The sequence below is a fragment of the Kitasatospora sp. NPDC096147 genome, assembly GCF_044763225.1.
In the GTDB taxonomy this organism is placed as follows: Bacteria; Actinomycetota; Actinomycetes; order Streptomycetales; family Streptomycetaceae; genus Kitasatospora.
This window is the reverse complement of the sequence record NZ_JBIWFX010000002.1, coordinates 490279-514647: the sequence shown is the minus strand read 5'-3', so window position 1 is coordinate 514647 and position 24369 is coordinate 490279. Positions and strand designations below refer to the sequence as shown.

Genomic DNA, 24369 nt, shown 5'->3' with positions numbered 1-24369 from the left:
GGAGCCCGTCGTACCGTGACACCTCGGTGAACGCCCCGGTGCAACCCGAATGGCGGTCACTCGCCCGGCAGTCTCGGGCCTACCCCGACCACACGGATTCCAGCGGTCGTACTTGTCCGGCAACGGGCCGTCCCGGCCCGTTCACTGACCATTCGTCACCGATTCCCGTTCGAATTGATCTCCGGGTGAGTAGAGTCGGCGCGGTGTCCTTCGACCCCGCGCTGCTGCGCGCCAGCTTCGCCGTCGTCGAGTGCCGGGCCGATCAGCTGGTCCGGTTCTTCTACGTCCACCTGTTCGCACACCACCCGGACCTGCGCCGGCACTTCCCGGCCGACCTGACCGAGCAGCGCGACCGGCTGTTCCGCGCGCTCGCCCACGTGGTGCGGCAGCTCGACCAGCCGGCCCGGCTCACCGAGTACCTGCGCGCGCTGGGCCGGGACCACCGCAGGTACCGGGCCGCGGCCGAGCACTACGCCGCCGTCGGGGCCAGCCTGGTGGCCGCCGTCCGGCACTTCTCCGGCCGCACCTGGACCCAGGAGACCGAGCGGTCCTGGACCGAGGCGTACGCGGTGGTCTCCCGGACCATGCTGGAGGCCGCCGAGGAGGAGGACGGCGCACCCGCCTGGTGGGAGGCCGAGGTGACGCACCGTCGGCGGGCCGCCCCCGACCTGGTGGTGCTCACGCTCCGCCCGGACCGGCCCTACCGGCACACGGCCGGCCAGTACCTGACGCTCGGCTCGCCCCGGCTGCCGCAACTCTGGCGCCCGTACTCGATCGCCAACGCCCCGCGCCCGGACGGCACGCTGGAGCTGCACGTGCGCCGGGTGCCCGGCGGGCGGCTCAGCCCGGTGCTGGTGCACGACGTGCTGCCCGGCGAGCGGCTGCTGCTCGGTGCGCCGCAGGGCACCGCCGTGCTCGACCCGGCCTCCCGTCGCCCGGTGCTGGCGGTGGCCGGCGGCACCGGCTGGGGCGCGGTCAAGGCGCTGCTGGAGCAGCTCGCCCGGGGCCCGGCCCGGCCGGTCACCGTCTACCTGGCCGCCCGGGACGACGCCGACCAGTACGACCTGGCCGCCGTGACCGCGCTGGTGGCCGAACACCCTTGGCTGGAGGTGGTGCTGGCGGCCCCCGAGTACGGCACCGACCCCGCCGAGGCGGCTGCCCTGCTCCGCACCGGACTACGGCGGCACGGGGACTGGTCCGGCCACGACGTCTACCTGAGCGGCCCGCCCGCGCTGGCCCCCGAGTTGACCCGGCTGCTCACCGGCCTGCACGCCGATCCGGCGCTGATCCGCCACGACCCGGTCCCGCCGCCGCCCCGCCCGGGCGGCCACCTCAGCCCGGCCGAGTGGCTGCTCGGCCCCCCGCCCGACCCGCTGCCCGGTCGCTGAGGCGGGAACGACGAGAGGCCCCGGGATCTCCCGGGGCCTCTCGGTTGGTGCGCTCAGCAGGATTCGAACCTGCAACCTCTTGATCCGTAGTCAAGTGCTCTATCCGTTGAGCTATGAGCGCTTGCGCGGCCCAACTCACGGGCTGCGAAGCGGTGGTGCGTGGTGCGCTCAGCAGGATTCGAACCTGCAACCTCTTGATCCGTAGTCAAGTGCTCTATCCGTTGAGCTATGAGCGCTTGCCCCTGACGGGGCGTTGCGGGGACAACATTACATGACCCGCGACCTGGGGCGAAATCGATTGCCCCGGGGGTGCGACGCACAGGAGCCCCGACGGTCAGTGACCGCCGGGGCTCCCGGTTGAGCGGAGGCTGAGGGATTTGAACCCTCGATCAGGAATAACCCCGAAACCGCATTAGCAGTGCGGCGCCATAGACCGGACTAGGCGAAGCCTCCTCCGCAAGGACCACACCGGCGCAGCCGGTGCACTCCGTGCGAGTGTGATGATGCCACAGCCTGGGGCCCCGACACCAACCGCCGCCCACGATACTGGGCGGGTCGTCCGCCGTGCAAAGAAGAATGAGATACTCCAGTCTCCCGAGAGAGCGCGAGCCGCCGGTCGCACGCCGTGACGCAAGCCGTGAGGAGACCTGTCGACATGAGCAGCAGGCCGATCCGAGGCGCTGCTCGCCTCGCCGCGATACTCGACGCGCTGCCGGACGCACTGCTCCTGGTGAACAGCAACGGCACCGTGGTCGACGCCAACGCCGCTGCCGTGCAGGCGATGCAGACCCCCGGCACCTCCCTGGTCGGACGCGGGGTGCTCGACCTGCTGCCGGAGTTCGACCCCAGCCGGATCCCCGGGTCGATGCGCCCGGCCCCGCGCGAGCCGGAGGGCCTGGACCGGCCGGTCCGGATGACCGCCCGGCGGACGGACGGCACCACCTTCCCGGTCGAGGTCTCGGGCAACGACTTCACCGACGAGGGCGAGGGGCGCGGCGGGGGCGGCTACTCCTTCTATCCGGACGGCGGCTCCTCGGCCGGCGAGCTGCTGCTCCTGCTGGTCCGCGACCTGAGCGGACGGCTCGGGGTCGAGGCCGAGCTGCGGCGCCAGCACAAGCAGACCGAGATGATCCTGCGGGCCGCCGCCGAGGGCGTGCTCGGGGTGGACCTGGACGGGCGGGTGGTGCTGGTCAACCCGGCCGCCGCGCACATCCTGGACTACCGGGCCAGCGAGTTGGGCGGCCGTGAGCTGCACCCGCTGGTGCAGCACTCGCAGGCCGACGGCACCCCGCTGGCCCTGGAGGGCTCGGCACTGCTGGACACCCTGCTCTCCGGCCGCAAGCACCGGGTGCGCGGCGCGGTGCTCTGGCGCAAGGACGGCACCCCGGTGACGGTGGACCTCACCACCGCCCCGGTCCGGGACGGCGACCAGCTGGTCGGCGCGGTGATGACCTTCACCGACCGCACCAGGGAGCTGGCCCTGACCGCCCGGAACGAGCACCTGACGGCCGTTCTGGAGGGCGAGCTGGGCGGGGCGTTGGCCGACCTGCGGCGCCGGATCGACGGGCTGGCCGAGGACCCGGCCGGCTCGCTCTGGCCGGAGGCGAACTGGACGCTGCGGCGCCTCGCCGACGAGTGCCGCCGCTTCGGCACCCTGATCGACGGGGTGCTGGCGCACCAGCGGTTCGAGGTGGACGCCGAGGCCGGCCGGGAGGCGCTGGACCGCGAGCCGGTCCCGCTGGACGAGGTGGTCCGGGACGCCGTCGAGCAGGCCGGCCTGCTGGTCGGGGCCGGCCGGGTGCGCTACTCGGTCCACGCCGCCCCGGTCGAGGTGGTGGCGGACCGGGAGCGGCTGGCCCGGGCACTGGCCCACCTGGTCGCGGACGTCAGCGGCGTGTCGCTCTCGCTGGACGGCGACGACGGCCAGGCCCCGATGGTCGTGCTGGCCGCCGCCCAGCGCGGCGAGGTGGCCCGGATCGAGGTGCGCGGCCCCGCCCGGGCGGCCAACCCGGTGCACCTGCCGATCGCCCGGGGCACCGTGGAGCGGCACGGCGGAGTGCTCCAGCGGCACGAGCTGCCCGCCAAGGGCGGCACCACGTACGTGGTCGAGCTGCCGCTCGACCCGGCCGTCACCGCCCTGCACCGGGGCCGGCCCAGCGTCCCCAAGGAGACCGACACGGCGATGCTGCCGGACCTCCCCGAGGTGCCGCCCGCCGAGGAGGCCAAGGGCCCCGCCACCGGGGGCGAGCCCGCGGAGGCGGCCGGGCCGGCGGGCCCGGGCACCGCGCCGGGCGACGCCGGGACCGGCGCGGCGGACGGCGCCGCGGTGGACGGCGGGGCGCGGGACGGCGGGGCGACCGGCGGGAAGCCCGCCGGGGAGGCCGTACCCCGCACCCCGATCGCGCTCGGCTCCGGTGCTCCCGGCACTCCCGACGCTTCCGGTGCTGACGCGCCGTCGGTCCCTGACACCCCGTCGGGCGAGGCCGCCGAGCGGGCTGCCGCACCGGCTGCGGAGGAGGGCGGCAGCGGACGGCTCGGGCGGCGGCGGCGCGGCGCGCCGGCGGCCGGCGAGGCGCTCGCGCTGCCGGGCGTGCCGGACCCGGGCACTCCCGTGTACCCCGGGCTGGAGCAGTCGCTGGCGGAGTCCCGGCCCCCGGCCGAACCGCCGGCCACCCCGCCCACCGGCCGCCGCCGCCGGCTCGCACTGCCGAGCCAGGCCGGCCAGGGCCAGGACGACCGGACCGGCGACCCCCAGGACCGGGGCCCGCACGACCAGGCCCTCGGACACCGGAACGGCCAGGACCCCCAGGCCGCCACGCCCCGGGGCGCGTTGGAGCTGCCGGCCGGATCGGACGCGCCGTCAGCCGACCTGCCCGCCCACCTCCCCGAGCCCCCGTCGGCCCCGCCCACCGCGCACCTGGTGCCCTCCGGTGAGGACGGCCAGCCGAAGCCGGTCGGCAGCGGTCTGGGCGAGCTGGCCCCGCCGCGCCCGCTGGGCGGCGGCTTCGCCGGAGCCTTCCCCAGTGCCTTCCCGCAGCCCGGTGCCTTCCCGCAGCCCGGCACCTTCCCGCAGCAGCCGGTCGGCCCCGGTGGTGCCGAGCGCCAGGCGCTGCCCGCGCTGGCGGCTGGCTCCGACCCCGCACCCGGCGACCCGACCCGGCAGGACGGCTCGCTGCTGCCCGCCACCACCGGCGGCGCGCCCGCCGCGCCCCGCACCCCGCCCCGGCCGACCGCCGAACTCGCCCTGGCCACCGGTCCGTCGGGCCCCGGCCCGGACGGGCAGCCGACCGTGGTGGGCCCCGCGCTGGACGGCGGCCCGCGCCGCCTGCTGGTCTGGCCGGAGCCCGAGCCGGCCACCGAACGGGCGCTCCAGGAGCGGGGCTTCCAGCCCGTCACGGTGCACTCCCGCGAGGAGGTGGACGCCGAGCCGCCCGGCTACCCGGCCGCGCTCTTCGTCGATCCGCTGACCGGCCCGATCACCCGGACCGCGCTCCAGTCGCTGCGCACCGCCGCGCTCAACAACCGGGTGCCGGTGCTGGTCACCGCCGGGCTCGGCCAGGCCGGCCGGGACGCCGCCTACGGGGCCGAACCGGCCGTGCTGCTCCGGGCGTTGGCGCCCAAGGACAGCGAGAACCACGCCTCCCGGGTGCTGCTGGTGGAGTCCGACCCGGACGTGGCCGCCGCGCTGATCGGCGGGCTGGAGCGGCGCGGCATGCACGTGGAGCACGCCACCGACGAGAACGACGCGGTCTCCCGGGCCAGCAGCGTGCAGCCCAACCTGGTGGTGATGGACCTGCTGCAGATCCAGCGCCGCCGGGTCGGCCTGCTGGACTGGCTGCGGGCCAACGACCGGCTGCACCGCACCCCGCTGGTCGTCTACACCTCGGTCGGCCTCGACCCGGCGGAGCTGCCCCGGCTGCGCACCGGGGAGACGGTGCTCTTCCTGGCCGAGCGCTCCACCGGCGAGGACGTGCAGGCCCGGATCGTCGACCTGCTGGCCCGGATCGGCTCGCTGGCCGAGCCGGCCGCCACCGCCCGGTACTGAGCCCGGCGCGTCTCCCGACGCGGGGAGGGGCCCGGACCGCCGCACGCGGTCCGGGCCCCTCGCCGTTCAGGGCTGACCCGGCGTCACTTCCCGAGGGTGGTGACGTCCAGTTGGTCGGCCGCGTACTGGGCCCGGATCACCTTCTTGTCGAACTTGCCGACCGAGGTCTTCGGCACCGCCTCGACCAGCGACCAGCGCTCGGGCAGCTGCCAGCCGGCGATCCGGCCGGCCAGGAAGGCGCGCAGCTCGGCCAGGTCGGCGGTGGCGCCGGGGCGCAGCACCACGGTGGCCAGCGGGCGCTCGCCCCACTTCTCGTCCGGCACCGCGACCACGGCGGCCTCGGCGACCTGCGGATGGGCCATCAGGTGGTTCTCCAGCTCGACCGAGGAGATCCACTCACCACCGGACTTGATCACGTCCTTGGCCCGGTCGGTCAGCGTGAGGTAGCCGTCGGGGGTGATGGTGCCGACGTCACCGGTGCGCAGCCAGCCGTCGGGGCTGAACTTGTCCTCGGGGCGCTCCGGCTCCTGGCCCGCGCCGCCGAAGTACGCCCCCGCGATCCACGGACCGCGCACCTCCAACTCGCCGGTGGCGGCGCCGTCGTGCGGCATCCGCTCGCCGCCCGGGCCGATCAGCCGGGCCTCCACCGAGGCCGGGAAGCGGCCCTGGGTGTAGCGGTAGGGCCACTCCTCCTCCTCGGTCAGGCCGCCCGGGGGCAGGCCGAAGGAGCCGAGCGGGGAGGTCTCGGTCATGCCCCACGCGTGCACCACCCGGATGCCGTGCCGCTCCTGGAAGGCGCGCATCAGCGCGGGCGGGCAGGCCGAGCCGCCGATCACCACCATCTTCAGGCTGCTGGTGTCGTAGGAGCCGGCGTCCAGCTCGTCCAGCAGGCCGTTCCAGATGGTCGGCACGGCGGCGGCCACGGTCGGCCGGCAGCGGTCGATCATCTCGGCCAGCGGCTTGGGCTGGAGGAAGCGGTCCGGCATCAGCAGCTTGGCGCCGGACATGAAGGCGGCGTACGGCTTGCCCCAGGCGTTCACGTGGAACATCGGGACCACCGGCAGCACGGTGTCCACCTGGCTCATGCCGAAGCTGTCGGCGGAGAGCACCTGCAGGCAGTGCAGGTAGACCGAGCGGTGGCTGTAGGCCACGCCCTTCGGGTCCCCGGTGGTGCCGGAGGTGTAGCAGAGCGCGGCGGCCCGGCGCTCGTCGATCTCGGTCAGCCAGGGGTAGTCCGCCGGGCGGTCGGCGATCAGCGCCTCGTAGTCGTGCACCCGGCCGGCGAAGCCGTCCAGCAGCGAGCGGTCGCCCGGGCCGTTCACCACGATGTGACGGAGCGTCGGGTTGAGCTGCGGCAGCACCCCGGCGAGCAGCGGGAGCACGCTGCCGTCCACCAGGATCGCGTGGTCGGCGGCGTGGTTGATGATGTACGCCAGCTGCTGCGGGGGCAGCCGGAGGTTGAGGGTGTGCAGCACCGCGCCCATCGAGGGGACGGCCAGGTACGCCTCCAGGTGCTCGGCGTTGTTCCACATCAGGGTGCCGATCACGGACTCCTCGCCCGCGCCGAGTTCGTCCCGCAGCGCGTGCGCGAGCTGACCGGCCCGGGCGCCGACCTCACCGAAGGTGCGGACCACCGGGCCGGTGCCGTCCCAGGTGGAGACCGTCGATGCGGCGTGCAGGGTCGATCCGTGCGTCAGGATCCTGGCGACGGTGAGCGGTACGTCCTGCATGGTGCTGAACACGCGGGTCCTCCTTGACCGGGCGGGGGGACGAGCAACCGTGCCAGTGACTACTGGCAGGTAGTGAGATGCTGCTCGGCCGGGATTGCGTCGTCAAGGGAATGGACCGTCAGCGACGAAGGTCACGCCCCGGACACCGCCGGCCCCGCCCGGTCCCGCCCGGCCCGACGGGCCGTCAGGTGGCGACCGGGGCGTCCGCCGCGTTGTGGTCGATGGCCAGGGTGGCACCGCCGTGGGTCTCGGTGGTGTTGCCCCGGTACTGGTGGATCCGGGCGTGCGGGGACCACTGGCCGGGGTCGAGCGCGGTGGTGGAGGTGGTGTCGGCCCGGTCGTCCCAGCGGGCGTACCAGAGCGCGTCCGGCAGCGGGGAGGCGCCGGCCCGGGCGGCGGCGGCCAGGTCGGCGATGCCGGAGTCGGTGCTGGAGTAGAAGCCGGAGCGGAAGCCCGCGGCGTGCAGGGCCCTGGTCCAGGAGAGGGTGAAGTCCACCACGCCCTGGGAGCAGCGCCGGTCGCCGCGCGGGTAGGACTCGATGTCCAGGTAGACCGGGCTCCCCGGGCCGAGGCCGAGGGCCCGCAGGGCGGCGGCGGCCTCGGCGGCCTCCTCCTTGCCCTGGCGGACGGCGGCGGCCGGGTCGATCCGGTGCGGCTTGGCCCCGAGGGTGGCGCACGGGGCCTGGAGGCCGACGTGGGTGGGGATCAGCTGCCAGCCCATCGCCCGGACCTCGCGGACCCAGCCGGCGGTCAGCCGGGGCTGGGCGCAGCCGCGCTGGCCGCCGCTGACGTAGATGCCGACCGCGCCGTACGGGGAGTCCTCCTTCCAAGCCCGCATGGTCTCCAGCGGGGGCGCGGTGCAGGCGTCGAAGGCGGTGCCGGTGAAGATCCGGGCGGGGGCCAGGGCCCGGCGGCCGGGCTTCTCGGCCAGCCGGGTGCCCCGGATCACCACGGGCGGTGGAGCGGGCTTGGCGGGCGCGGGCGCGGGCGCGGCTCCGGCGGCGGGGCGGGCGGGCGCGGCGGCCCCGGCGGTGGCCGGGAGCACGGCGGCGACCGGGGCGGCGGCGGGGATGCCCCCGGCGGTCGGGCCGGGCATCCCCTCGGCGGCCAGCAGCAGCACGAGGGAGGAGGCGGTGAGGGCGGCCGGGGCCAGGTAGCGCATCACATCCGGGATACCTGACCATCCGTCGGCCGGACTCGACCCCGGAGCGGGAAGTTCATCCGTTCGCCGTCACCCTGTCATGGGTTTGCCCGGCCTGCGGTCCTTACGTCACACTCCTTGGATGTCCACCGCCGACCTCGCCGCAGCTGCGGTCACCACCCCTGCCACCAGCACCGCTCCCCCGTCCGGGGGCCGCACCGCCCGCATCCCCGCCCCCCTGCTCTGCGTGGTGGCGATGTTCACCGTCCAGCTGGGCATCGCCCTCTCGAAGCCGCTGTTCGGCCAGCTCGGCGTGGGCGGCGCGACCTTCCTGCGGATCTCCTTCGCGGCGGTGCTGCTGCTCGCCCTGACCAGGCCGAGGCTGCGCGGGCGCAGCCGCCGCGACCTGGGGGCGACGGCCCTCCTGGGTGCGGTCTCGGCCGGGATGACGCTGCTCTTCGCGGGTGCGGTGGACCGGCTGCCGATGGGCACGGCGGCCACCATCGAGTTCCTCGGCCCGCTCGCGGTGGCGCTGGCCTTCTCCCGGCGGCTGCCGCACCTGCTCTGGGCCCTGCTGGCGGCCGGCGGGGTGGCGCTGCTCACCCTGCTCGGCGAGGGCGGCGGGGAGCACGGCGGCGGACTGGACCCGGTCGGCCTGCTCTGCGCCTTCGGCGCGGCCGCCTGCTACGCGGGCTACATCCTGCTGACCGACAAGGTGGGCGCCGCCTTCCAGGGCTTCCAGGGGCTGGCGGTCTCGATGGCGTTCGGCGCGGTGCTGCTGGCCCCGATCGGCCTGGGCGGCGCGTGGTCGGGGCTGTCGGGCGCGGAGTCCCCGTGGCTGCTGCTGCTCGCCTCGGCGGGGGTGGCCCTGCTGCTGCCGGTGATCCCGTACGCGCTGGAGATGACGGCGCTGCGGCGGATGCCGCAGCGGGTGTTCAGCGTGCTGGTGAGCCTGGAGCCGGCGGTCAGCGCACTGATCGGTCTGCTGGTGCTGGGGCAGCTGCTCGGCGCGGTCCAGCTGGCCGGGATCGCCTGCGTGGTGCTGGCGAGCCTGGGAGCCACCCTGACGAGCCGTCACTGATCCTGCCGTCGAACGCGCCCGTGGGCGGTGCCGCTACTGCGGCACCGCCCACGGGCGTCTGCGGAGCGAGTGACCCTTCCCACTCCGGGAGGTCCGGGCGCCGGGGTGCTCAGCTCACCCCGTGCCCGGCGACGCTCAGTGGAACACCGGCGCGAAGACGAAGTTGAAGTCCCGGTTCCCCTGGTCGCTGAAGATGAAGCCGTTGTTGTCCTTCGCCTGCAGGTTGTTGTTCTGGTTCGACGCACCGGAGCCGGTGGCCACCTGCTGGGTCGAGTTGTAGTTGCCGTTCACGGTCCCGAAGATGTTCCCGCTGCCGACGTTGGACACCACGCTGCTGTTGGAGCCGTGCCCGGCCAGCGCGCCGTTGTCGGCCGAGGCCGTGCCGGCGCAGACCACCAGCAGGCCGGCCGCGAGCGGGGCGGCGGCCAGCAGGCCGACCAGTCGGGAGGTGCGAGAGCGAACCATGGTGAAAGCCTCCAGATAACCGCACAGATAACTGCACATCGGGTACTGCGTGCGGGAGTTCGCGGCCAGACGAACTCCTGCGGGCTGCGACGCCGAGGAACAGGTTTCCTTAACAAATCGACAAAGTGCCAGTACCTGGAGGGGTTTTCGCCCATTAGCGTGATCTCGCGGCCGGTTCGCATAGTCCGCGCGGAGCTGGTTCGTAGGCCGCCACACCGCCCGCGACCAGCACGTTCCCCCGAACGGCAGCAGCTCGCCCGACCGATCGTCCCCGCGCGAACCGACACGCGGGGACCGGCAGTTCACCACCACGGCGCGCATGGCGGGGGAACGCGCTGGCGCGCGTACGACAGTGATTTGAATGACTGTCGGACGCCGCCGGATCAGCCCCGGCCGTGCGGGGTGAGGAAGATCTCCGGATCCGGACCGATCGCCACGATCCGGGTCGGGTTCAGGTGCTCGTGGGTGGCGTAGTAGTGCCGCTTGATGTGGTCGAAGTCGACCGTCTCGGCGAAGCCCGGGGTCTGGTAGAGGTCCCGGGTGTAGCCCCAGAGCGCCGGGTACTCGGTCAACTTCCGCACGTTGCACTTGAAGTGGCCGTGGTAGACCATGTCGAACCGCACCAGCGTGGTCCACAGCCGCAGGTCCGCCTCGGTGTACTCCGCGCCCAGCAGGAAGCGCTGCTCGCGCAGCCGCTCCTCCAGCCGGTCCAGCCGGTGGAACAGCGAGACCACCGCGCGGTCGTAGACCTCCTGAGTGGGGGCGAAGCCGGCCCGGTACACCTGGACGTTCACCTCGTCGTAGACCACCGCGTTGAGCGCGTCGATCTCGGCCCGCAGGTGCTCCGGGTAGAGGTCGGGCACCTCGGTGGCGGTCTGCAGGTCCTTCCACTCGGTGGCCAGGTCCAGGGTGAGGTTCTCGAAGTCGTTGCTCACCAGGTGGCCGGTCCGGGTGTCCACCAGACCCGGCACGCTGACCCCGCCGGTGTAGTCCGGCTCGGCGGCCAGGTAGGCCTCGCGCAGCGCGTGGATGCCGAGCACCGCGTCCCTGCCGTCCGGGTCGCCGTTCCGCTCGCTGAACACCCAGTGGTACTCGCCGTCGATCATCTCCTGCACCGGGTCGGTGACGGCCAGCGTGATGGCGTCCTGGAGACCGAACAACTCCCGTACCAGCACGACCCGGTGGGCCCACGGGCAGGCCCGGCTGACCACCAGCCGGTACCGGCCGGCCTCCACCGGCCGGCCCTCCCGGCCGTCCGAGGTGAGCCGGGTGGTGAAGTGCTGCGGAGCCCGGACGTGCTCCTTCCGTCCGGTCTGCCCGGTCTGCTGCTCGGTGCTCATGCCCGTCCCTCCAGGTGTGCGGTCACTCCAGGCCCAGTGCGGCCAACTGCTGTGCGAACGGTATGAGTTCGGCCTCGGCCGGTGCACCGGCATTTCGACCGTCGGACACCGAAGGGGAGCCGGACGCACCGAGGGCGGCGGCCAGTTCGGCCCCGGCACGGTCGATCCGGGAGGCCAGCTCCTCGGTGCCGCCCTCCACCCCCGCGCCCCAGTCCGCCGAAGCGGCGTAGACCGCCGTCGGCAGCACCACGGCGCGCAGGTACACGAACATCGGGCGCAGCGCGTGCTCCAGCGCCAGCGAGTGCCGGGTGGAGCCGCCGGTGGCACCGAGCAGCACCGGCTTGCCGGCCAGCACGGTCGGGTCGAGCACGTCGAAGAAGGACTTGAACAGGCCGCTGTAGGACGCGGTGAAGACCGGCGTCACCGCGATCAGCGCGTCGGCCCCGCCCACCGCCTCCTGCACCTCCCGCAGCGCCGCCGAGGGGAAGCCGCTGACCAGGTGCTTGGCCACGTCCACGGCCAGCTCGCGCAGCTCCACCACCCGGCTCTCGACCGGCCGGCGGCGGGCGGTGGCGGCGGTCAGCCGGTCGGCCAGCAGCCGGGTCGAGGACGGGTCGCTCAGCCCGGCCGAGACCACCACCAGGCGGCTCACCACTCGGTCCGCCCGGTCATGACCACCCGGTCCTCGTGGATCGGACCGGCCGGCACCTCGACCGGGCGGCCGAGCGCGAACTCCTTGCGCAGCACCGGCAGGACGTGCTCACCGAGCAGGTCGAGCTGCTCCAGCACCACCTTCAGCGGCATCCCGCCGTTGTCCATCAGGAAGAGCTGGCGCTGGTAGTCGCCGAAGTGCTCGCGGAAGGTCAGGGTCTTGTCGATCACCTGCTGCGGGCTGCCCACGGTGAGCGGGGTGGCCTCCAGGTAGTCCTCCAGCACCGCGCCCCGGTAGACCGCCGTGTTGCCGAAGTACGGGCGGTAGTCCCGGACGGCCTGCCGGGAGTCCTTCCCGATGAAGATCTGCCCGCCCAGGCCGACGTACGCCTGCTCGGGGGAGCCGTGACCGTAGTGCGCGTACCGGGTCCGGTAGAGCTCGATCAGCTTCCGGAAGTGGTCGGTCGGCCAGAAGATGTGGTTGGCGAAGAAGCCGTCGCCGTAGTACGCGGCCTGCTCGGCGATCTCGGGGCTGCGGATCGAGCCGTGCCAGACGAACGGCGGCGCGTCGTCCAGCGGCCGGGGCACCGAGGTGAAGCCCTGGAGCGGGGTGCGGAAGCGGCCCTTCCAGTCGACCGCCTCCTCGCGCCAGAGCTTGTGCAGCAGCGCGTAGTTCTCGATCGCCAGCGGGATGCCCTCGCGGATGTCCTTGCCGAACCACGGGTAGACCGGGCCGGTGTTGCCCCGGCCCATCATCAGGTCCACCCGGCCGTCGGCCAGGTGCTGGAGCACCGCGAAGTCCTCGGCGATCTTCACCGGGTCGTTGGTGGTGATCAGCGTGGTGGAGGTGGAGAGGATGATCCGCTCGGTCTGCGCGGCGATGAACGCCAGCAGCGTGGTCGGCGAGGAGGTGACGAACGGCGGGTTGTGGTGCTCGCCGGTGGCGAAGACGTCGAGGCCGACCTCCTCGGCCTTGCGGGCGATCGCGACCGTGGCCTTGATCCGCTCCTGCTCGCTCGGCAGGCGCCCGGTGTGCGGGTCGGCGGTCAGGTCGCCGACGGTGAACAGACCGAACTGCATGTCTCTCTCCATACCGACAATCGTGGATCCGGGCGGGAGGGGGCCGTGAAGCGCGGCCCGATACTTCGTCAACTCCGGTGCGGGCCCGGCCCGGAGGGGGATTCCGGGCCGGGCCGCGCGGCACCACCGAGGAGGCGGTCCCTAACGGATGGTCAGGGCGTCCAGGTAGCCGGAGAGGTTGCGGGCGGTCTCCGCGACGCTGTCGCCGCCGAACTTCTCCAGCACCGTGTCGGCCAGCACCAGGGCGGTCATCGCCTCGGCCACGATGCCGGCCGCCGGGACGGCGCAGACGTCGGAGCGCTGGTGGTGGGCCGGGGTGAACTCGCCGGTGCGGACGTCCACCGTGCGCAGCGCGTGCGGGACGGTGGCGATCGGCTTCATGGCCGCCCGCACCCGCAGGGTCTCGCCGGTGGAGATGCCGCCCTCCACCCCGCCGGCCCGGGCCGAGGCCCGGCGCAGGCCCGCCGGGGTGGGCACGATCTCGTCGTGCGCCTGTGAGCCGGGGAGGCGGGCCAGGTCGAAGCCGTCGCCGACCTCGACGCCCTTGATCGCCTGGATGCCCATCAGGGCGGCGGCCAGCCGGGCGTCCAGGCGGCGGTCCCAGTGCACGTGCGAGCCGAGCCCGACGGGGAGGCCGTAGGCCAGCACCTCGACCACGCCGCCCAGGGTGTCGCCGTCCTTGTGCGCGCGGTCGATCTCGTCCACCATCCGGGCCGAGCTCTCCGGGTCCAGGCAGCGCACCGGATCGGCGTCCAGGTACGGCTGGTCGGCCGGACGGGGCGTCAGCCAGGACGGGGCGGTGGCCCGGCCGAGGCCGACCACGTGCGAGACGATCTCGATCCCGGCGGCCACCCGCAGGAAGGACCTGGCCACCGTGCCGAGCGCGACCCGGGCGGCGGTCTCCCGGGCCGAGGCCCGCTCCAGCACCGGCCGGGCCTCGTCGAAGCCGTACTTCTGCATGCCCGCCAGGTCGGCGTGGCCGGGGCGCGGACGGGTCAGCGGTGCGTTCCTGGCCAGCCCGGCGAGCACCTCGGGATCGACCGGGTCGGCCGCCATCACCTGCTCCCACTTGGGCCACTCGGTGTTGCCGACCATGACCGCGACCGGGCTGCCGATGGTCTCGCCGTGCCGGACCCCGCCGAGCAGGCTGACCTCGTCCTGCTCGAAGGCCATCCGGGCACCCCGGCCGTGGCCGAGCCGGCGCCGGGCCAGCTCGGCGGTGACCGCGTCGGTGGTCACCGGCACGCCCGCCGGCAGGCCCTCCAGGGTGGCCAGCAGGGCCGGGCCGTGCGACTCGCCCGCGGTCAGCCAGCGCAGGCCGCCCACGGTCAGTGCTCCCCGGCGGTGGCGGCCCGACGACCGATCACCGGCGGCTCGATGACGGTGCCGTCGCCGACCCGGCTGCCGTGCAGCCACTCCACCTTGTCGTACAGCTGCTCCGGGGTGAGCGAGGCGAGCAGCGCGTTGCGCGCCTTCGCGGCCTCGCCGACCGGGTGGTAGAGCTGCTTGCCCATCTCCCGGGCGACCAGCTGGGTGGCGGCGGTGCGCTGGCGCCGCTCGCCGTTGAACTTCTCGAAGCGCTGCGGGAATTCGCACGCCTCGGTGCCGATCACCTGGCCCAGCACCACCGCGTCCTCGACCGCCTGGCAGGCGCCCTGGGCGGCGTACTGGAGCATCGGGTGCGCGGCGTCGCCGATCAGCACCACCCGGCCGTCGGTCCACTGCTCGACCGGGTCGCGGTCGCAGAGCACCCAGGCCTTCCAGTCCTCGCCGAGCTCCAGCAGCCGGCGCGGGATCTCGCCCAGGTCGGGGAACTCGTTGAGCACGAAGTCCTTCTCGGCCGGGGCGCCGATCACCGCCTCCCGGGCGTCGTCGTCCCGGGTGGCCGCCAGGTTGAAGTACTTGCCGCCGCCGATCGGGTAGTGGACGAAGTGCCACTTGGGGCCGGCCCAGAGCGTCACGGTGTTCCACCGGAGCTCCTCCGGCACCTTCTCCATCGGGATCACCGAGCGGTAGATGGTGTGCCCGGAGACCTGCGGGAAGCCGTCGCCGACCAGCTGCTTGCGGACGTAGGAGTTGATGCCGTCCGCGCCGATCAGCGCCTCGCCCCGGACCTCCTCGCCGGAGGCCAGCACGGCGGTGACGCCCTCGGCGTCCTGACGGTAGCTCAGCAGCTGGGCGTCGGTGCGCAGTTCGATCGCGTCCGAGGCGCGGGCCGCGTCCAGCAGCGGGGCGTAGATGTCGATCCGGTGCACCACCGCGTACGGGTTGCCGAAGCGCTCCCGGTAGGCGCCGGTCAGCGGCATGGTGACGACCAGCTCGGAGGTGGTGCCGTCCATGAAGCGCAGCTCGTCGATGTGCACGGCCCGCGAGCGGACCTCGTCGCCGACGCCGAGCACGTCCAGCGCGTGGAAGGCGTTCGGGCCGAGCTGGATGCCGGCCCCGAGCTCGGTGAAGGTGTCCCGGCTCTCCAGCACCACCACCTGGTGGCCCCGGCGGGAGACGCTCAGCGCGGTCGCCAGGCCGCCGATACCACCACCGGCTATCAGGATCTTCGCCATCTGGCTGTTCTGCCTTTCGGAGGGGTCGAGTTGGTGCTCTGTCGGCCTTGGTGGTTCGTTCGGGACGGCTGGGACCGGTGCAACCGACCCGGCGCGTCGGGTGGTTGGGGCCGGTACGGTGGAGCGGGCCCGGTCAGCGGCGCGCGTCCGCCGCCCGGTGCCCGGCCGTCCGGTGCCCGGCCGTCTAGTGCCCGGCCGGCGGAGCCCCGGCGTCCTGGAGCTCCGACTCCCGGACCTCGGTGAGCCGGGCCAGCACGGACTCCAGCAGCTCGGTGCGGGTCCGGCGCAGGCCGGCCAGCGACTCCCGCTCCAGCCCGTCGAGCAGTTCGGCCAGCTCCAGGCCGAACCACTCCAGGTAGCCCAGCACCCGCTCCGCGTCGGCGTACCCGGCGGCGAACCGCTGGGCCCGGGCCGGGCGGCCGTGCTCGGCGACGGCGGCCAGGGTCCGCTCGGTGACGGCGGTGACGGTGTTCGGGGCGACCAGCTCGTCCACGTACCGGGTGTCCCGGCGGCCGGGGCCGCCGTCGGTGCCGGTGTGGCTCCAGAGCAGCCGCTGCGGCCGGGCGCCGAGCGCGGCCAGCGCCGTCCAGCGCGGCGAGGCGAACTCCGCCTCGTAGCGCCGGTAGGCGAGCCTGGCCAGCGCCGGGCCGGCCTGGCCCCGGAAGGCCCGGGCCTCCTCGGTGCCGATCGCGTCCAGCGCGTGGTCCACCACCGCGTCCAGCAGGCCGACCGGCACCGCGGCCACCGAGTTGATCCGGGAGACGTCCCGGCCCTGCTCGGCGGCCAGCTCCAGGCCGGTCAGGAAGGCCTCGAGCACCTGGCCGTACCGCTCGGGCGAGAGCACCAGCGAGACGTGCACGCCGATCCCCTCGGCCAGGCAGCGGGTGACGGCGGGCAGCGCCTCGACCGTGGCCGGCAGCTCGACCAGCAGGTTGGGGCGGTCCACCGCCCGGTACAGCGCCCGGGCCTCGGCCAGCGCGGCCAGCGTGCCCCGGGCGAAGGCCGGGTCGACCGCGGCCGAGACCAGCCCGTCCGAGCCGGCCGTGCAGCGGTGGATCGGATCCAGCAGGGTGCAGACCCCGTGCAGGTCACGGACCGTCAGCTCGCGCAGCGCGACCGCCGCCGAGGCACCCCGGGCGGCCAGCTCCGCCAGCTGCCGGTGGTAGGCCGGGCCGGCCGACGGGGTGGCCACCACCCCGACCACGGACCGGTCCCCGGCCAGCTCGGCCAGCCGTCCGTCGGCCAGCCGGTCCCGGCCGAGGCCGTCCAACCAGAGCGAGACGCCCTCCTCGGAGAGCCGCCGCAGGATGCCCGTCATCAGGCCGTGGCCCCGCCGTCCAGCACCAGGTCGTGACCGACCACGAAGCTGGACTCGTCGCCGGAGAGCCAGAGCACGGTGTCGGCGATCTCCTCGGTCCGGGCGACCCGGCCGATCGGCACGCCGCTGCGGACCCGCTCGTCCCGCTGCTCCTCGGTCTCGTTGTAGCGGCGGCCCTGGTCGGTGTCGACCGTGCCGGGGCTGATCGCGTTGATCCGGATGCCCTCCCGGATGTACTCCCGGGCGGCCGTCCGGGTCAGCGTGGAGAGCGCGGCCTTGGAGGCCGCGAAGGCGCCGAAACCGGGGATCCGGCCGTGGATGCCGATGTTGGCCGCGGTGTTCACGATCACGCCGCCGCCGTGCTCGCGCATGTGGGCGATCTCGTGCTTCATCAGCAGCCAGGCACCGGTCAGGTTGGTGGACAGGATGTCGCCCCAGACCGCCTCGCAGACCTCGGCCAGCGGGCTCGGACGGCCCATCACTCCGGCGTTGTTGAAGGCGATGTGCAGCCCGCCGTGGCGGTCCACGGTGGACTGCACCAGCTTGATGACGTCCATGCCGTGCGTGACGTCGGCGCGGATGCAGTCGGCCTTGCCGCCCGCCTCCTCGATCAGGGCCACGGTCTCCCGCAGCTCGCTCGGCTCGCGGCCGGCCACCATCACGGTGGCCCCCTCCCGGGCGAAGGCCAGCGCGGTGGCGCGGCCGATGCCCGAGCCGCCACCGGTGACCAGGGCGACCTTGCCGTCGAATCGTGCGGTCATCAGGTTCCTCCTGTGGATGTGCAGCTGCCGGACGGTCAGGCGGCGTTGGTCAGCTCGACGGGGGAGACGGCGGCCCGGATCTCGTCGATCACGGCGCGCAGCGCGTCGGTGAAGTAGGCGTCCGCGGCCTCCAGGAACCTGCTCTCGCGGACCGCGCGCTCGATCCCCTCGGGGGCCAGGTCGACCGAGATGGTCAGCGCCAGCGAGCCGTCCTCGGTGCGGTCGATCCGGTTGCTGATCGCCCGCACCTCGCTGTCGCCGGGCTGCCGGTAGACGATCTCGTCCCCGGGCTCCATTTCGATGCGCTGGAACACGGTGCGGCCGTCCCGGACGATGCTCCGGTGGAATCCACCGGGAAACCGGTCGAGTACGGTGCACTCGGTGATCGCGGGGACGTAGGGCACGGGATTCTCGGCCTTGGCGACCAACTGCCGCCACAGCCCGTGCGCGTCCATCCGTGCAGGCCCGGACTCCGTCCCGGAATTGACCGGTACCGTCCAGGAGATCGTCACCGTCGACATCCGCTGCCCCTTCGCCGGGTAATTCGAAGCGTTCTCCTTCCGAGAACTCTGGGGCAGCCGCGCGGAGTGCGGCAATGAGGGTCGGCTGACTTCGTCAGTTGCACGTAATACGGGCAGCGCAGCGGATTACGGGAATTCCCGCATCCACTGCGCTGCCGTCGGGGTGACGCGTCGTCAGGCGGCGGCGAGGCCGGCCTTCAGGGCGGTGGCGATCTCCACCGTGCGGCGGGCCTGGTAGCCGATCGCGGCCAGGTTGTCCTGGTCCGGGGTGCCGACGTGGTGGTGCGAGACGTGGCTGGTGCCGTACGGGTTGCCGTTGGTCGGCGCGAACTGCACCTCGTGCGCGTAGCCGGGCGGCACGATGATCGCGCCCCAGTGGTAGAAGGTGTTGTTCAGCGCCAGCAGGGTCGACTCCTGACCACCGTGCAGGGTGGAGGTGGAGGTGAAGGAGGAAACCACCTTGTTCACCAACTTGCCCTGGAACCACAGGCCGCCGGTGGTGTCGATGAACTGCTTGAGCTGGGCGGCGGGCAGGCCGAACCGGGTCGGGGTGCCGAACAGCAGCGCGTCGGCCCACTCCAGGTCGGCGAGCGTGGCCTCGGGCACCTCCCGGGTGGCCTCGTGGTGCTCGGCCCACTCCGGCTTGGACGCCACCACGTGCGCGGGGGCCAGTTCGGCGACCTTGCGCAGTCGCACCTCGGCGCCCGCCTTGGCGGCGGCCGAGGCGGCCTCCTCGGCCAGCTTGTGCACGTGGCCGGTGGACGAGTAGTAGATGATGGCGACGTTGGTCACGGCCGCTCCCCCATTCCCCGAGTTCGTCGTGCGAGCGCGTCGCGCACGACTCTCCCGCGCGGGCGTGCGGACCGGCAACCGTGGCCGGGCGACTCCATCACCTCGTCCCGATCTGCCACTGCCGGTGGCACGGTCCGTCAGATCGCCCGTGGATCCGGAAGTACCGACCGGCTCTCCCGGAAGTCTCAGTAGATCTCCATCTGCCCCATCATTCCCATCGCTCCGTGGTCGAACATGTGGCAGTGGTAGGCGTACACGCCCCGGTAGCTCCGGAAGCTGATCAGCAGCTTGACCGTCTCCCCCGCCAGCACCCGGACGGTGTCCTTGAGTCCGGCCTCGCCCGGGGCCGGCGGCTGCCCGTTCCGCTCCAGGACGCGGAACTGCACCAGGTGCAGGTGGAAGTTGTGCGGGGCGGTGGTGTTGGCGTTGGACACCGTCCACACCTCGGTCGAGCCCCAGGGGATCCGGACGTCGATCCGGGCCTGGTCGAAGCTCCGTCCGTTGATGTACGCCTGCGGCTCGGCCCGGCCGTCCTCGTCCATCCGCAGCACGAAGCTCCGGCTGACGGTGGCCGGCAGCGGGGTGGGCAGGGTGGCCAGCCGGGCCGGCACGGTGGAGTCGTCGGACGCGGTGCGGACCACGTCGAAGCGCATCACCTTCCCGACCTGCTCGACCGGCCCGGGCCCGAGGGTGTTCTCCAGCACCAGCTGGGTGCCGACCGGGTAGCGGGAGAAGTCGATCACCACGTCGGCCCGCTCACCGGGTGACACCGGCAGCACGGCGGTCTCGTGCGGGGCTTCCAGCAGCCCCCCGTCCACCCCGATCTGGGTGAAGGTGCCGCCGTTCGAGAGCCGGAGCGAGAGGAATCTGGTGTTCGCCGAATTGAGCACCCGGAAGCGGTACTTGCGGGCCGCGACCCGGAGGTACGGCCACGGGGAGCCGTTCACCGTGATGGTGGTGCGGTTCCTGAAGTCGTCCATGATGTAGACGAGTTGGCCGTTCTCGTCGTACCGGCCGTCCCGGATCACCAGCGGCACGTCGTACGGGCCGGACGGCAGGCCCAGCGACTGCTCGTTGTCGTCGCCGATCAGGTAGACCGAGGAGAGCCCCCGGTAGACGTGCTCCGACTCGTGGTGGTGGGCGTGGTCGTGGATCCACAGCGGCGCGGCCGGCTGGTTGTTGGGGTACGTATAGACCTTGCTGCCACCGGGGGCGATGGTGTCCATCGGCGCGCCGTCGCTGTCCACCGGCACCTCGGCGCCGTGCAGGTGCACCGAGACCGGCGTGTCCAGCAGGTTGGTCTGCCGGATCACCACCCGGCGGCCCTTCCTGGCCCGGATGGTGGGGCCGGGCACCAGCCCGTTGTAGCCGAGGAGTTCGGTCCGCTTGCCCGGCACCACCTCCTTCGACAGCTTCTTCATGGTCATCAGGTAGTAGTCGGTGGTGCCACTGGAGAGCAGCGGCGAGAGCACCGGCGGCACCGTGAGCGGGACCGCGAACTGCGGGATCACCGCAGGTGCGCCGATCGCCTCGGGCCCCGCGCCGCCGGCCGGCTCGGCCGCCTCCGCGTCCCGCCGGCCGAGCACCGGGCTGGCCAGTCCGGCCGCTCCGACCACCCCCGTGGTGAGCACACCGGTCTTCAGGACGTTCCTACGTGACAGCATCGGCTCCCCGTTCCCGTACCGTCGACGACACGTCGACTACGCTCGGGCGATCGTTCGATCAACCCGACGGGAAGCCTGCGGATCCTTTACACGACCTATCAAACGTAGGTTCGGGACCATGTCAGCTATCCGATTACCAGGCAAATAGCATCGTGGGCATGTCATTCCACGGTGCGTGACGGAGTGTGCCGGGAATCCCGTCAGGTCGTCCTCGAACGTGACTCTGTGTCAACCGGCCCGCCCGTTCCGGCGGGGTGCTACCTAAGCTGGGCTGACACCGGGACAGTGAGTGGAACCTGCCCGTCCGGTAGGCCGTTCCCCCCTGGCGAAAGGAGTACGACGATGCGCATCGCACAGCCCCCCGTGCTGGAGAGCAGCACGCCGCCCCGCCAGGCCGCCCGCCGCACCGCGGTGCTCGGCTCCCCCGTCGGCCAGTCCATCACCGCCGCCCTGCACCGGGCCGGCCTGACCGCCATGGGCCTGGACTGGTCGTACCAGAACATCGAGTGCGACGAGACCGAACTCCCGCACGTGCTCGCCGGGTTGGAGGGCGGCTGGGCCGGTCTCGCGCTCGGCATGCCGCTCAAGCGGGCCGTACTGCCGCTGATCGACGAGGTCTCCGACCTGGGGCTGGACGTCGGCGGGGTGAACACCGTGGTGTTCCGCCGCGGACGCAGCCACGGCGAGAGCACCGACGTGTACGGGATGCTCACCGCGATGCGCGAGGCCGGGGTCACTTCACCCGGCTCGGCGGTCGTGCTCGGCGGCGGCGCCACGGCCTGCTCGGCGCTGGCCGCACTGCGCGAACTCGGCGTGCTGGAGCCCTCGGTGGTGGTCCGCGAACGCAGCCGGGCGGCCGAGGCCACCGCCGCAGCCGGCCGGCTCGGCATCGCCGTGGACGTGCACACCTTCGGCAGCCTGGAGCAGCTGCTGCCCGGCGCCGGACTGGTGATCTCCACCCTGCCGGCCGGCGGAGCCGACGCCTTCGCCGCCGCAGTGATGCACTCCCGGGCCGCCGTCTTCGACGTGGTCACCTCGGCCTGGCCGACCCGGCTGGTCAAGGCGGCCGGCTTCGCGGGCTCCACCGTGGTGGACGGGGTCTCCTTCGCGGTCCACCAGGCCGCCCGGCAGCTGGAGTTGCTCACCGGCCGGAGCGACGTGCCGGTCGCGGCGCTGCGCCGGGCCGCCCAGGAGGAGCTGCTCCGCCGCGCGGACTGACCGCGCCGCGGCCTCGCCGCCGCCCTCGGAGCCGCCTTGGCGGCCGAGGCCCTCATGACGACCCTGGCTCGCCTGACCACCCGAGCCCTCCCGACCGCCCGAGCCCTCACGGCGGCCCGAACTCTCCCGATAGCCGGTGCTCTCACGGCCTCCCGAGCCCTCACGGAAGCCGGTGCCCTCACGGAAGCCGGTGCCCTCACGGCGTCCCGCGTTCTTCCGACGGCCGGCACCCTCACGGCCGTCGGCACCCTCGCCACCGCCGAGCGGGACGGCGGCCGGGGACCGGCCGGCGCACACCCGTGCACCGGCCGCCCCGGCCGTCCTCGTCTCCCGCCCCCGGATCGCCATCAGGCCGACAGCTCCTGCGACTTGTCGAAGCCCTGGCGCCGCGCGGTGGAGAGCACCGAGATCGCGTGCGCCACCGAGCAGAGGGTCGCGTGCCGGTGCCAGCCGGCGTAGCTGCGGCCCTCGAAGTCCCGCATCCCGACCCGGCCGGAGACCTCGGCGAAGTCCTTGGCCACCCGCCGGGTGAGCCGCCCCAGCCGGAGCAGGGCGACCGGCGGCACGTCCACCAGGTTGGACAGCCAGAGCTCGGCGGGCTTGCCCTTCGAGCCGGACCATCCGCCGACCAGGGCCAGCGCGCGCTCCGGCGGGACCAGCATGCCGGGCCTGCGGACCGTCGGCATGGTCACCCGGGTACCGCTGACCAGGATCGAGCGGGTGATCGAGTAGTCCGGGTCCACCCAGCCGACCGGCCGGGAGAACCGCTTCGCCCACTCGATCAACTGCTGGGCCTGGAAGACCCGTTCACCCCGACCGGGCAGGCTGCCGTCGAAGCCGACCAGCCTGGTCGAGCCGCTCACCCGCATCACGAACGGCACCCCGCGCCGGCAGAACTCCTCGACCAGGGTGGCCGCGTCGAGCTCCCGGGCGTCCAGCACCGCCGGACGGCGGCGCAAGCCCCAGTCCGGACCGGCCAGTTCGACCACGCTGTTGACCGCGCAGAGCTCCGGGGTGGTGGCCGAGACCTCGTCCGGGATCTTCGCGCGCTTGCGCCGTTCCTCGTTGGCCAGCCAGTCGGCCGGCAGCACCAGGCCCCAGTTCACCGGAGCGCTCATGTCCTCGCTGGCCAGCCAGACGCCGTACGCCTGCTGGCTGTTGACCACCCGGCCGAGCTCGGTCCGGAAGGACTCCTCCACACCGACCGAGTGCTCGCCGGCCTTCGGGATGGCCATCGAGTTGAGCACCCAGGCCTGCGGGAGCAGGACCCGGTCCAGGTGCTTGGCCAGGGCCTGGCGGACCGGAGCCCAACGCCAGGACGAGTCACTGATGAAGTGGTGCAGACTCTGCTCGGCGGCCCCGTATCCGGCCACTGCGGCTAAGGCCCGCATGGACTTGCGGCCCTGGACCGAGAGCAGCCCCGAGATGTACCACTCTCCCCGCGCCCGCTGGTCGCGCCGCTTCAGCGAGGCCAGCATCCGGCGGGAGAACTCGGTGACGAAGTCGTCCGCCACGTCGCCCCAGATGTGCTCAGGAACGTTCTTCTCGCTAACACCTTCCACAGCCCCCGTCCCCTCCTCCGTGTCGCCACCTGGTGGCAGCCGGGCGCCGGACGGCGCCGCAGCCAGGCAGCGAGATGCTGGTGATGGATAACAGTACAGAACCGACTGGTTGGTTTTAGAGACTCCGTCATCTTACGCGCAGGCAGCGCAAGGTCACCAGGGGGAACATGACAGACCTTAGAAATACCGGGTAAGCGGTTTGTTACGCTACCCCCGGAGATGAACACTCAGCAAACCGGGGTCTTCGCGCGAGGCCGCCGTGGGCCGCCAGGGAGGATCCTCGATGGCCCGTCAGGAACGCGCCGAACGCACCCGCAAGCTTCTGATCAGGGCCGCTGCCGCCTCATTCGATCAAGTCGGCTTCGCGACGACCGGTCTGAACGACGTGACCCGGCCGACCGGGATCTCCAAGGGCGCGCTCTACTTCCATTTCGGCTCCAAGGAACTCCTGGCCGAAGCGGTCATCGCGGAGTCGAGGCGCGGACTGCGTGAGGTCGTCCGCCGGGCCCGGCACTCCGCCGGATGCCCGCTCCAGTACTTGATCGACCTCAGCCACGGCCTGGCGCACCTGCTCGCCACCGACATCGTCTTCCGGGCCGGCCTGCGGCTCACCGACGACAACGGCCTGCCCGAGGACCAGCGGCCGAATCCGCACCCGGCCTGGGTGCGGCTGGTCAACCGCGAGCTGACCCGCTGCTCGACCGCCGGACGGCTGCACTCCGGAGCCGGCGTCGAGGAGGCGGCCGGTCTGCTCGCCGCCGCCACCGCCGGGGTGGAGATCATCGCCCGGCGGGACCGGAACTGGCTGGACCCGAAGGTGATCACCCGGCTCTGGGAGGCCGTCCTCCCCTTACTGGTCCCGGCCGATCAGCTGGCCGGTCTGCGGGTGACGCCCCGCTCCCCCGTGGACGGCCCGGCGCCCTGCTCCCCCGTGGACGGCCCGGCGTCCTTCTCCCCCGTGGAGTGACCCGCCGTGAACGCCCCGGCCGGGGGCCCGGCCTGACGGAGTGTCCGCCCCTCCGCCGTCCGGGCACCGCTCCCCCGTGCACCA

General features: G+C 73.2%; 19 protein-coding genes and 3 tRNA genes. 5 read left to right on the top strand and 17 right to left on the bottom strand.

The window, feature by feature from the left end:
• The first annotated feature begins 203 nt into the window (after positions 1-203).
• The gene (locus ACIRBX_RS07850; RefSeq protein ID WP_402294453.1) at positions 204-1388 is read left to right on the top strand and encodes a globin domain-containing protein; all 1185 of its coding nucleotides are present in this window, start codon (positions 204-206) and stop codon (positions 1386-1388) included.
• A gap of 45 nt (positions 1389-1433) precedes the next feature.
• On the opposite strand, the gene ACIRBX_RS07845 is transcribed toward ACIRBX_RS07850, so the two are convergent.
• The 3 genes from ACIRBX_RS07845 to ACIRBX_RS07835 all read right to left on the bottom strand — a co-directional run bounded on the left by ACIRBX_RS07845 (position 1434) and on the right by ACIRBX_RS07835 (position 1841).
• Positions 1434-1509, bottom strand: a tRNA-Arg gene (locus ACIRBX_RS07845).
• A gap of 39 nt (positions 1510-1548) precedes the next feature.
• Positions 1549-1624 (bottom strand) — tRNA-Arg (locus ACIRBX_RS07840).
• A gap of 126 nt (positions 1625-1750) precedes the next feature.
• Positions 1751-1841: transfer RNA gene (locus tag ACIRBX_RS07835), tRNA-Ser, on the bottom strand.
• A gap of 202 nt (positions 1842-2043) precedes the next feature.
• Here ACIRBX_RS07835 and ACIRBX_RS07830 point away from each other — a divergent pair.
• Positions 2044-5433 carry a PAS domain-containing protein gene (locus ACIRBX_RS07830; RefSeq protein WP_402294451.1) on the top strand — a complete coding sequence of 1130 codons (3390 nt, stop codon included), beginning with the start codon at positions 2044-2046 and terminating at the stop codon, positions 5431-5433.
• A gap of 83 nt (positions 5434-5516) precedes the next feature.
• On the opposite strand, the gene ACIRBX_RS07825 is transcribed toward ACIRBX_RS07830, so the two are convergent.
• Both ACIRBX_RS07825 and ACIRBX_RS07820 read right to left on the bottom strand, forming a co-directional pair.
• Entirely contained in the window at positions 5517-7175 is a 1659-nt protein-coding gene (locus ACIRBX_RS07825; RefSeq protein ID WP_402294449.1) for a long-chain fatty acid--CoA ligase, read from the bottom strand.
• Between the two features lie 172 nt (positions 7176-7347).
• Positions 7348-8325, bottom strand: coding sequence for a DUF1906 domain-containing protein (locus ACIRBX_RS07820; protein ID WP_402294447.1), 978 nt, complete (start codon positions 8323-8325; stop codon positions 7348-7350).
• A 121-nt stretch (positions 8326-8446) separates the two neighbouring features.
• On the opposite strand from ACIRBX_RS07820, the gene ACIRBX_RS07815 reads away from it, so the two are divergent.
• Positions 8447-9385, top strand: a complete 939-nt coding sequence (locus tag ACIRBX_RS07815; protein ID WP_402294445.1) for an EamA family transporter — start codon at positions 8447-8449, stop codon at positions 9383-9385.
• 135 nt (positions 9386-9520) lie between these two features.
• Here ACIRBX_RS07815 and ACIRBX_RS07810 read toward each other — a convergent pair whose 3' ends face one another.
• From ACIRBX_RS07810 to ACIRBX_RS07760, 11 genes are all read right to left on the bottom strand, one after another.
• On the bottom strand, positions 9521-9850 hold the full coding sequence (locus ACIRBX_RS07810; RefSeq protein WP_402294443.1) for a hypothetical protein: 330 nt from the start codon (positions 9848-9850) through the stop codon (positions 9521-9523).
• Positions 9851-10233: 383 nt separating this feature from the next.
• On the bottom strand, positions 10234-11190 hold the full coding sequence (locus tag ACIRBX_RS07805) for a glutathione S-transferase family protein (protein ID WP_402294441.1): 957 nt from the start codon (positions 11188-11190) through the stop codon (positions 10234-10236).
• 22 nt (positions 11191-11212) lie between these two features.
• Positions 11213-11842: a CE1759 family FMN reductase gene (locus ACIRBX_RS07800; protein ID WP_402294439.1), complete on the bottom strand. Its 630-nt coding sequence runs from the start codon at positions 11840-11842 to the stop codon at positions 11213-11215.
• Complete coding sequence (locus ACIRBX_RS07795; RefSeq protein ID WP_402294437.1) at positions 11839-12921, bottom strand: CE1758 family FMN-dependent luciferase-like monooxygenase; 1083 nt, start codon at positions 12919-12921, stop codon at positions 11839-11841. The genes ACIRBX_RS07800 and ACIRBX_RS07795 overlap by 4 nt, the downstream gene beginning before the upstream one ends.
• 141 nt (positions 12922-13062) lie before the next feature.
• Positions 13063-14247 (bottom strand): chorismate synthase, encoded by a 1185-nt coding sequence (gene aroC / locus ACIRBX_RS07790; RefSeq protein WP_402294435.1) that lies wholly within the window; start codon positions 14245-14247, stop codon positions 13063-13065.
• Between the two features lie 2 nt (positions 14248-14249).
• Complete coding sequence (locus tag ACIRBX_RS07785) at positions 14250-15482, bottom strand: 3-hydroxybenzoate 6-monooxygenase (protein WP_402294433.1); 1233 nt, start codon at positions 15480-15482, stop codon at positions 14250-14252.
• A 184-nt stretch (positions 15483-15666) separates the two neighbouring features.
• Positions 15667-16800 carry a transaldolase family protein gene (locus ACIRBX_RS07780; RefSeq protein ID WP_402294431.1) on the bottom strand — a complete coding sequence of 378 codons (1134 nt, stop codon included), beginning with the start codon at positions 16798-16800 and terminating at the stop codon, positions 15667-15669.
• On the bottom strand, positions 16800-17561 hold the full coding sequence (locus ACIRBX_RS07775; protein ID WP_402294429.1) for a glucose 1-dehydrogenase: 762 nt from the start codon (positions 17559-17561) through the stop codon (positions 16800-16802). The genes ACIRBX_RS07780 and ACIRBX_RS07775 overlap by 1 nt, the downstream gene beginning before the upstream one ends.
• Before the next feature lie 35 nt (positions 17562-17596).
• Positions 17597-18082, bottom strand: coding sequence for an AtaL-like protein (locus tag ACIRBX_RS07770; protein ID WP_402294427.1), 486 nt, complete (start codon positions 18080-18082; stop codon positions 17597-17599).
• A 174-nt stretch (positions 18083-18256) separates the two neighbouring features.
• The gene (gene wrbA / locus ACIRBX_RS07765; protein ID WP_402294425.1) at positions 18257-18874 is read right to left on the bottom strand and encodes an NAD(P)H:quinone oxidoreductase; all 618 of its coding nucleotides are present in this window, start codon (positions 18872-18874) and stop codon (positions 18257-18259) included.
• 185 nt (positions 18875-19059) lie between these two features.
• The gene (locus ACIRBX_RS07760) at positions 19060-20538 is read right to left on the bottom strand and encodes a multicopper oxidase family protein (protein ID WP_402294424.1); all 1479 of its coding nucleotides are present in this window, start codon (positions 20536-20538) and stop codon (positions 19060-19062) included.
• 342 nt (positions 20539-20880) lie between these two features.
• Here ACIRBX_RS07760 and ACIRBX_RS07755 point away from each other — a divergent pair, with 342 nt between their 5' ends.
• On the top strand, positions 20881-21756 hold the full coding sequence (locus ACIRBX_RS07755; protein ID WP_402294423.1) for a shikimate dehydrogenase: 876 nt from the start codon (positions 20881-20883) through the stop codon (positions 21754-21756).
• 347 nt (positions 21757-22103) lie between these two features.
• On the opposite strand, the gene ACIRBX_RS07750 is transcribed toward ACIRBX_RS07755, so the two are convergent.
• Entirely contained in the window at positions 22104-23318 is a 1215-nt protein-coding gene (locus ACIRBX_RS07750) for an IS701 family transposase (protein ID WP_402294422.1), read from the bottom strand.
• Positions 23319-23601: 283 nt separating this feature from the next.
• Here ACIRBX_RS07750 and ACIRBX_RS07745 point away from each other — a divergent pair, with 283 nt between their 5' ends.
• Entirely contained in the window at positions 23602-24285 is a 684-nt protein-coding gene (locus ACIRBX_RS07745; protein WP_402294421.1) for a ScbR family autoregulator-binding transcription factor, read from the top strand.
• Positions 24286-24369 lie beyond the last annotated feature (84 nt).

What these genes read in the sequence shown, in the direction of transcription:
- ACIRBX_RS07830 (WP_402294451.1), top strand. Translation starts at nt 2,044, where the DNA reads ATGAGCAGCAGGCCGATCCGAGGCGCTGCTCGCCTCGCCGCGATACTC.
- ACIRBX_RS07820 (WP_402294447.1), bottom strand. Translation starts at nt 8,325, where the DNA reads ATGCGCTACCTGGCCCCGGCCGCCCTCACCGCCTCCTCCCTCGTGCTG.
- ACIRBX_RS07815 (WP_402294445.1), top strand. Translation starts at nt 8,447, where the DNA reads ATGTCCACCGCCGACCTCGCCGCAGCTGCGGTCACCACCCCTGCCACC.
- ACIRBX_RS07810 (WP_402294443.1), bottom strand. Translation starts at nt 9,850, where the DNA reads ATGGTTCGCTCTCGCACCTCCCGACTGGTCGGCCTGCTGGCCGCCGCC.
- ACIRBX_RS07805 (WP_402294441.1), bottom strand. Translation starts at nt 11,190, where the DNA reads ATGAGCACCGAGCAGCAGACCGGGCAGACCGGACGGAAGGAGCACGTC.
- ACIRBX_RS07795 (WP_402294437.1), bottom strand. Translation starts at nt 12,921, where the DNA reads ATGCAGTTCGGTCTGTTCACCGTCGGCGACCTGACCGCCGACCCGCAC.
- ACIRBX_RS07785 (WP_402294433.1), bottom strand. Translation starts at nt 15,482, where the DNA reads ATGGCGAAGATCCTGATAGCCGGTGGTGGTATCGGCGGCCTGGCGACC.
- ACIRBX_RS07780 (WP_402294431.1), bottom strand. Translation starts at nt 16,800, where the DNA reads ATGACGGGCATCCTGCGGCGGCTCTCCGAGGAGGGCGTCTCGCTCTGG.
- ACIRBX_RS07775 (WP_402294429.1), bottom strand. Translation starts at nt 17,561, where the DNA reads ATGACCGCACGATTCGACGGCAAGGTCGCCCTGGTCACCGGTGGCGGC.
- ACIRBX_RS07770 (WP_402294427.1), bottom strand. Translation starts at nt 18,082, where the DNA reads ATGTCGACGGTGACGATCTCCTGGACGGTACCGGTCAATTCCGGGACG.
- ACIRBX_RS07760 (WP_402294424.1), bottom strand. Translation starts at nt 20,538, where the DNA reads ATGCTGTCACGTAGGAACGTCCTGAAGACCGGTGTGCTCACCACGGGG.
- ACIRBX_RS07755 (WP_402294423.1), top strand. Translation starts at nt 20,881, where the DNA reads ATGCGCATCGCACAGCCCCCCGTGCTGGAGAGCAGCACGCCGCCCCGC.
- ACIRBX_RS07745 (WP_402294421.1), top strand. Translation starts at nt 23,602, where the DNA reads ATGGCCCGTCAGGAACGCGCCGAACGCACCCGCAAGCTTCTGATCAGG.